Below are 6,000 nucleotides of genomic sequence, written 5' to 3'. Positions count from 1 at the left end.
CTGCTGGACCGCGCGGCCCTGTACACCTATCTGAGCGGCGAGGCGACCAAGCTGCTCGGCCCCTTCAAGGGCTATGCCTTTGCCCTCGAGGTCGAGCGGGCCGACAGCCTGGCGACCCTGCAGGGCCTGGCCTTGCAGCTCGTCGAGCGCGTGCAGAAGGCCAAGGGCGAAGGCGCCGCACAGGCCGTGCGCGACGCTCTGGGCTTGCGCTGAGCCTGCGCTGATCTGGGACACTGACGGGTCCCAGACCCGCCACTGTTCCGCCTTGCCCCGCTTCTTCGTCGACACCCCGCTCACCGCGACCGATGGCGACATCGCCCTGCCGCCCGGTGCTGCCCGTCATGTGCAGGTGCTGCGCCTGCAGCCCGGTGACGCGCTGACCCTCTTCGACGGCAGCGGCCCCGAATGGCAAGCCGAGGTAACGGCCATGGGCCGCAGCGAGGTGCGCGTGAAGCTCATTGCTGCGGAGCAACCGCAGCGCGAGCTGGCCCGGCAGATCACGCTGGCCGTCGTCATGCCCGCCAATGACCGCATGGACTTCCTGGTCGAGAAGGCCACCGAACTGGGCGCCGCCGCCATCCAGCCGCTGATGGGCGAGCGCTCGGTGCTGCGCCTGAATGGCGAGCGGGCCGACAAGAAGCGCGCTCACTGGCAGGGCGTGGCCATCGCGGCGGCCGAGCAGAGCGGGCGCACGGTGCCCACGCGCATCGAGGCCGTCATGTCCTTGTCCGCCTGGCTCGCGGCGCTGCCGGATCGTGACGACGAATGGCGCGGCCTGCTTAGCCCGCGTGCCGCGTCGCCGCTGGCCGCCTTCCCGCAGCAGCGTGCTCTCTTCCTCAGCGGCCCCGAGGGCGGCTTGAGCGACGCCGAGGAAGACGCCGCCCGTGCCCGCGGCTTTGCCGCCGTCACGCTGGGCCCGCGTGTTCTGCGCGCCGACACCGCACCGCTGGCCGTGCTCTCCTGGCTGGCTCTGTCGTGAACAGGAAGCTGGCCCTCCTCGTCCTGGCCCAGGGCCTCTTCCTCACCAACAACATCTGCTTCATGGCCATCAATGGCCTGGTCGGCCTGGCGCTGGCGCCGCGGCCGTGGATGGCGACGCTGCCGATCTGCGCCTATGTGGCCGGCGGCGCGCTGATGGCGCGCATGGTGGGCCGCCACCAGCTGCGCTTCGGGCGCCGGCGCGGTTTCCAGATCGGGCTGCTCGTGGCCATCGTCAGCTGCGCGATCTCCTTGTGGAGCGTGCGGGACCAGAACTTCTGGGGCGTCGTCATCGCGACGCTGGTGGCCGGTTACTACAACGCCGGCGCGGCCCTCTACCGCTTCGCCGCCACGGAGATCGTGGCGCCGGCAAAGCGCGAAGCCGCCATCTCCTGGGTGCTGGCCGGTGGCTGCCTGGGCGCGGTGCTCGGGCCCTGGCTGGCGGGTGCCAGCAAGAACCTGCTGATGGCACCTTTCGCTGGCGCCTATCTGCTGCTGATCGGGGTCGCGCTGGCCGGCCTGGTGCTGATCTCGCTGATCGACTTCCCGGCCCTGACCCGGCCCGCGCCCGGCGCCGGTGGCCGCAGCAGCGCCGAGCTGTTGCGTCAACCGGTCTTCATGGTCGCGCTGGCCGCGAGTGCGCTCGGTTATGGCGTCATGAATCTGCTGATGGCGGCCACGCCCATCGCCATGGGCCAATGCGGCCTGCCGTTCTCCGACGCAGGCACGGTACTGCAATGGCATGTGCTGGGCATGTTCGTGCCGAGCTTCTTCACCGGGCCGCTGATCAAGCGCGTCGGCGCGCTGCCGGTCATGACGGTGGGCGTGCTGCTCAACCTGGGCTGCGTCGCCTTCGCGCTGTCGGGTCAGGACCTGGACCACTTCCTCGGCGCCCTGCTGCTGCTCGGCGTGGGCTGGAACTTCCTCTACATCGGCGGCACGACGCTGTTCACCCAGGCCTACCGGCCCGAGGAGAAGACGCGCGCCCAGGGCCTGCTGGACACCGGCGTCTACGCGACGATGACGCTGACCTCGTTCTCCTCAGGCGCCCTCGTCACGACCGGCGGCTGGCAATGGATGAACTGGGCCAGCCTGGTGCCCATCGCGCTGTGCGCCTTGGCGCTGATCGTGCAGGCGGTTTATCAACGCCGGTCGTGCTGAAGGTATTCAGCCGCCATCTGCTGGCCGACCAGGTCGGGCTTGAGGCGCGTGAGCGCCGCCATTGACAGGTCACGCTGCGTGACGAACAGCGGCGTGCCGATGCGCAGGCCGACGATGGTGCCGCCATCACCGAGCGTGGGCAGCAGCGGGTAGACGCGCAAGCGCAGCACCAGCGTGTCCTGCTCGTCGGCGAACAGCGCGGTCTCCACCAGGGTGGCGCAGCGCAGGCGGTCGGCCTCCTGCAGCAGCGCGATGCCGGCCGCTTCGGGGTCGATCTGCACGGCAGACGCCGTCATCGGGATGACGCGCCGGCCGTCGGCGTCGAGGGCATTGGCGACCGCGGCGTTGAAGCGCTGGTTCAGTTCGTCCCAGTTCGGCCCACCGCGCAGCGGCGGGTTGCGGCCCTGGCCGAACACCAGCGTGCAGGGGTCGGCCTGCGCCGCGGCCGCGGCAAGCGCCAAAGCCGCAGCGGCGATCAGCTCACGCGGGCGCATCGCCTTCGGCCGGCTTGCGTGCCGAGCCCTTGACGAGGTCGAAGCGGAACAGCCGGCATTCGATGGGGCCGTTCCACATCGGCACGCGGCGCGACTCCTTCAGCCGCATCTTGTTGGGCAGCTTCATGTCGGGACTCAGCATCCAGGCCGTCCAGCCGGCCGGGTTCTCGGTGTACTGGCGCTTCCAGTGCGCGGCCAGGCGCGGGAAGAAGTCGTCCCCCGCGTCCAGCTCTTCGGAGCCCCGCGCGTCCCGGGACATGGCCGCCTTGCCACGCACCTCGATGCGCTCGCCGTAGGGCGGGTTCATGACGATGGCGCCGGGCATGCCTTCGGGCAGTTGCGGTGCAGGCCGCTCCAGCGCGTCGCCGCCGTTGAACTGGATGTAGGCGGCCACGCCGGCGCGCTCGGCATTGCGGCGCGCGAAGTCGACCATGCGGAAGGCGACATCGCTGGCATAGATGGGCACGGCCGGCGGGTGGATGCGCGCGCGGGCTGCCTGGGTGATGCCGGCCCAGGTCGTCTTCATGTCGGGCGTCGAGAACGGGATCTGGCGCTCGAAGGCGAAGCGGCGCGTGAGGCCGGGTGCCGAGTCGCAGGCGATCAGCGCGGCCTCGATGGGGATGGTGCCGGAGCCGCAGCAGGGGTCGTGCAGCGCGCTGTCACCGCGCCAGCCGGCAGCGGCGAGCATGGCGGCGGCGAGCGTCTCCTTCAGCGGCGCATCGCCCTTGTCGACGCGCCAGCCGCGCTTGAACAGCGGTTCGCCCGAGGTGTCCACATACAGCGCCGCGCGCTCGGGGCCGACGTGCAGCAGCACCGGCAGGTCAGGCGAATAGGTGTCGACGCTGGGGCGTTCGCCGGTCTGCTCGCGCAGCTGGTCGCAGATCGCGTCCTTGATGCGCAGCGTCGTGAAGTTCAGGCTCTTCAGCGGCGAGCGCTGCGCGACGGTGTCGACGCGGATGGTGTGCCGCGGCGTGATCCAGTCACTCCAGTCGACGCGGCCGGCCAGCACATAGAGATCGTCCTCGTGGCGGTAGGGGCCTTCGATCAGCTCGATGAGCACGCGCTGCGCGAGCCGGCTCTCGAGGTTGATCTGCATCGCGTCTTCAAGGCTGCCGACCACGCCGCAGCCGCCTCGCAGCGGTTCGACCTTGCTGCGCACGCCGGGCGGCAGGAAGCGTTTCAGCTCCTCTTCAAGCAGCGGCTCGACGCCACCGGCACAGGACACGAACAGGGAAAGTTTGTTGGGCAGGCTCACGGGCCGCATTGTCGCTGGCCTCTAAACTGACAGCGTTGCCATCTGCCGCGTGCTGCCACATGAAGCGATTCGTTCTGACCCTCGCCTTCCTGCTCACCGCCCTCCAGGCGCAGGCCCAGACGGCGTATCCGCCGCACACGGTTTCCAACAGCCAATTGCGCGTGCTGCCCAAGAACGCCGATGGCCGCACGTATCAGCTGCACATCCACCTGCCCGGCTCCTTTGCCAAGGACCCCAAGCGCCGCTATCCGGTGCTCTACGTGACCGACGGCTACTGGGACTTCGCCACTGTTGTCGCCTCGTACAACAACCTGAAATACGACGAGGTCGTACCGGAGTTCATCATCGTCGGCCTGGGCTATGCCGGCGACAAACCCGACTACCAGACGCTGCGCGACTGGGAGCTGTCGCCGGTGCGCATGGGCGACGGCAACGGCGGCCATGCCGACCAATTCATCGCTTCGCTGGAGAAGGACATCTTCCCGCTGGTGGAGCGCGACTACCGCGCCGACCCGGCCCAGCGCTATCTGGCTGGCAGCTCGCTGGGCGGCCTGTTCGCCCTGCACGCGATGTATGCCCGGCCCGAGCTCTTCAAGGGCTATATCGCCGCCAGCCCGGCCGTCGTGGTGGGCGGCGACTGGATCATCGGCCGGGCCAAGGCCTACGCGGCGACGGGCAAGCCCATCAAGGCGCGGCTCTATGTGACCGGGGCCGAATACGAGTGGCCGGGTTTCCTGGCCGGCATCAAGCGCTACCAGGCCCTGCTGCCGGAGCTGAAGCATCCGGAGCTGGTGTTCCAGAACCGCACCATCGACGGCGAGCGCCATGCTGGCACCAAGGCCGAGAGCTACACGCGCGGCATGCGCTTCGTGTTCGAGCCGCTGGCGCCGGAGAAGGGCCCGTCCCGGGACTAAGCCCCTCGCCCAATCCTGCCCTGCTGGACGCGGGCGTGCCTGGTCGGTCTTGCAGACCGCGCCGCGTCTTGCGCCGCGGCCCTTCGGTAGGCACAGGCCGTCCACTGGACGCCCTGTGTCCGGCCTCAGCCCCCGAGGGGACGGCGATGCTTGCGGCATCGAGCTGCAAGCACATCGCCTGAGGCGGGCCGGCTAGGGAGCGGCCCGGCGCTCGTCCCGCAGGTCGGACCGTTTACTTGCTGACGAAGTCCACCAAGTCCTGGTTGAGGCGATCCTTGTGCGTGTCGGTGATGCCATGCGGGCCGCCGGCGTACTCGATCAGGCGCGCGCCCTTGACCAGCCTGGCCGTGGCACGGCCGGTGGTCTCGATGGGCACGATCTGGTCATCGGCACCGTGGATGACCAGGGTCGGCACATCGACCTTCTTCAGGTCCGCGCGGAAGTCGGAGTGGAAGAAGGCCTCGATGCTGTCGTAGGTGGCCTTGGCTCCAGCCTGCATGCCCTGCACGTAGAAGCTGTCGACCAGGCCGGTCGAGGGCTTGGCGTCCGGGCGGTTGAAGCCGAAGAAGGGGCCGCCGGCGATGTCCTTGTAGAGCTGGGCGCGGTTGTCCAGTGAGGCCTTGCGCAGGCTGTCGAACACGGCCTCGGGCACGCCATGGGGGTTGGTGGGGCTGGCGCCCAGCATGGGCGTGACGGCGCTCACCAGCACGACCTTGGCGACGCGCGCCGTGCCATGGCGGCCGACGTAGCGGGCCACCTCGCCGCCGCCGGTGGAGAAGCCCACCAGCGTGGCGCGCTTCACGTCCAGGGTGCGCAGCACGGCGTCGAGGTCGTCGGCGTACTGGTCCATGGTGTTGCCGGTCCAGGGCTGGCCCGAGCGGCCGTGGCCACGGCGGTCATGGGCGATGACGCGGAAGCCGCGCTCGGCCAGGAACTGCATCTGCGCTTCCCAGCTGTCCGCGTTCAGCGGCCAACCGTGGCTGAAGACGACGACCGGGCCGGTCTTGGGGCCCCAGTCCTTGACGTAGAGCGGCGTGCCGTCGGCGGCGGCCACATATTGGCTGGCGACTGCGGCCGCGGCATTCGGGGCGGCGATGGCCTGGGTCTGGACGGCGAATCCGCCGATGGCGAGGGTGGCAGCGAGGGCGAGGCGGGTGAAGGCGTTCATGGTGAGGTCTCCTGAGGGGGCAGTGGCGGG

General features: G+C 69.8%; 7 protein-coding genes. 4 read left to right on the top strand and 3 right to left on the bottom strand.

The annotated features are described in order from the left end of the window. The 3 genes from AC1DW3_RS12845 to AC1DW3_RS12835 all read left to right on the top strand — a co-directional run. Nucleotides 1-213: hypothetical protein (locus tag AC1DW3_RS12845; protein WP_477931703.1), on the top strand; the 213-nt coding region annotated here is incomplete at its 5' end. 52 nt (nt 214-265) lie between these two features. Next, entirely contained in the window at nt 266-979 is a 714-nt protein-coding gene (locus AC1DW3_RS12840) for a 16S rRNA (uracil(1498)-N(3))-methyltransferase (protein WP_477931702.1), read from the top strand. Beyond that, nucleotides 976-2,139 carry an MFS transporter gene (locus tag AC1DW3_RS12835; protein ID WP_477931701.1) on the top strand — a complete coding sequence of 388 codons (1,164 nt, stop codon included), beginning with the start codon at nt 976-978 and terminating at the stop codon, nt 2,137-2,139. The genes AC1DW3_RS12840 and AC1DW3_RS12835 overlap by 4 nt, the downstream gene beginning before the upstream one ends. On the opposite strand, the gene AC1DW3_RS12830 is transcribed toward AC1DW3_RS12835, so the two are convergent. Both AC1DW3_RS12830 and AC1DW3_RS12825 read right to left on the bottom strand, forming a co-directional pair. Next, nucleotides 2,121-2,633, bottom strand: coding sequence for a hypothetical protein (locus AC1DW3_RS12830; protein WP_477931700.1), 513 nt, complete (start codon nt 2,631-2,633; stop codon nt 2,121-2,123). The genes AC1DW3_RS12835 and AC1DW3_RS12830 overlap by 19 nt on opposite strands. After that, nucleotides 2,620-3,888 (bottom strand): THUMP domain-containing class I SAM-dependent RNA methyltransferase, encoded by a 1,269-nt coding sequence (locus AC1DW3_RS12825; protein WP_477931699.1) that lies wholly within the window; start codon nt 3,886-3,888, stop codon nt 2,620-2,622. Before AC1DW3_RS12825 ends, AC1DW3_RS12830 begins: the two co-directional genes overlap by 14 nt. Nucleotides 3,889-3,947: 59 nt before the next feature. Here AC1DW3_RS12825 and AC1DW3_RS12820 point away from each other — a divergent pair, with 59 nt between their 5' ends. After that, nucleotides 3,948-4,802, top strand: a complete 855-nt coding sequence (locus AC1DW3_RS12820) for an alpha/beta hydrolase (protein WP_477931698.1) — start codon at nt 3,948-3,950, stop codon at nt 4,800-4,802. A gap of 232 nt (nt 4,803-5,034) precedes the next feature. On the opposite strand, the gene AC1DW3_RS12815 is transcribed toward AC1DW3_RS12820, so the two are convergent. Next, entirely contained in the window at nt 5,035-5,970 is a 936-nt protein-coding gene (locus AC1DW3_RS12815; RefSeq protein ID WP_477931697.1) for an alpha/beta fold hydrolase, read from the bottom strand. Nucleotides 5,971-6,000 lie beyond the last annotated feature (30 nt).

The organism is Roseateles sp. P2_H4 (genome assembly GCF_056403315.1).
This window is presented reverse-complemented; position numbering and strand designations above follow the sequence as displayed.

Excerpts from the sequence above, each read along its gene's own strand:
- AC1DW3_RS12830 (WP_477931700.1), bottom strand. The coding sequence starts at position 2,633 with ATGCGCCCGCGTGAGCTGATCGCCGCTGCGGCTTTGGCGCTTGCCGCG.
- AC1DW3_RS12820 (WP_477931698.1), top strand. The coding sequence starts at position 3,948 with ATGAAGCGATTCGTTCTGACCCTCGCCTTCCTGCTCACCGCCCTCCAG.
- AC1DW3_RS12815 (WP_477931697.1), bottom strand. The coding sequence starts at position 5,970 with ATGAACGCCTTCACCCGCCTCGCCCTCGCTGCCACCCTCGCCATCGGC.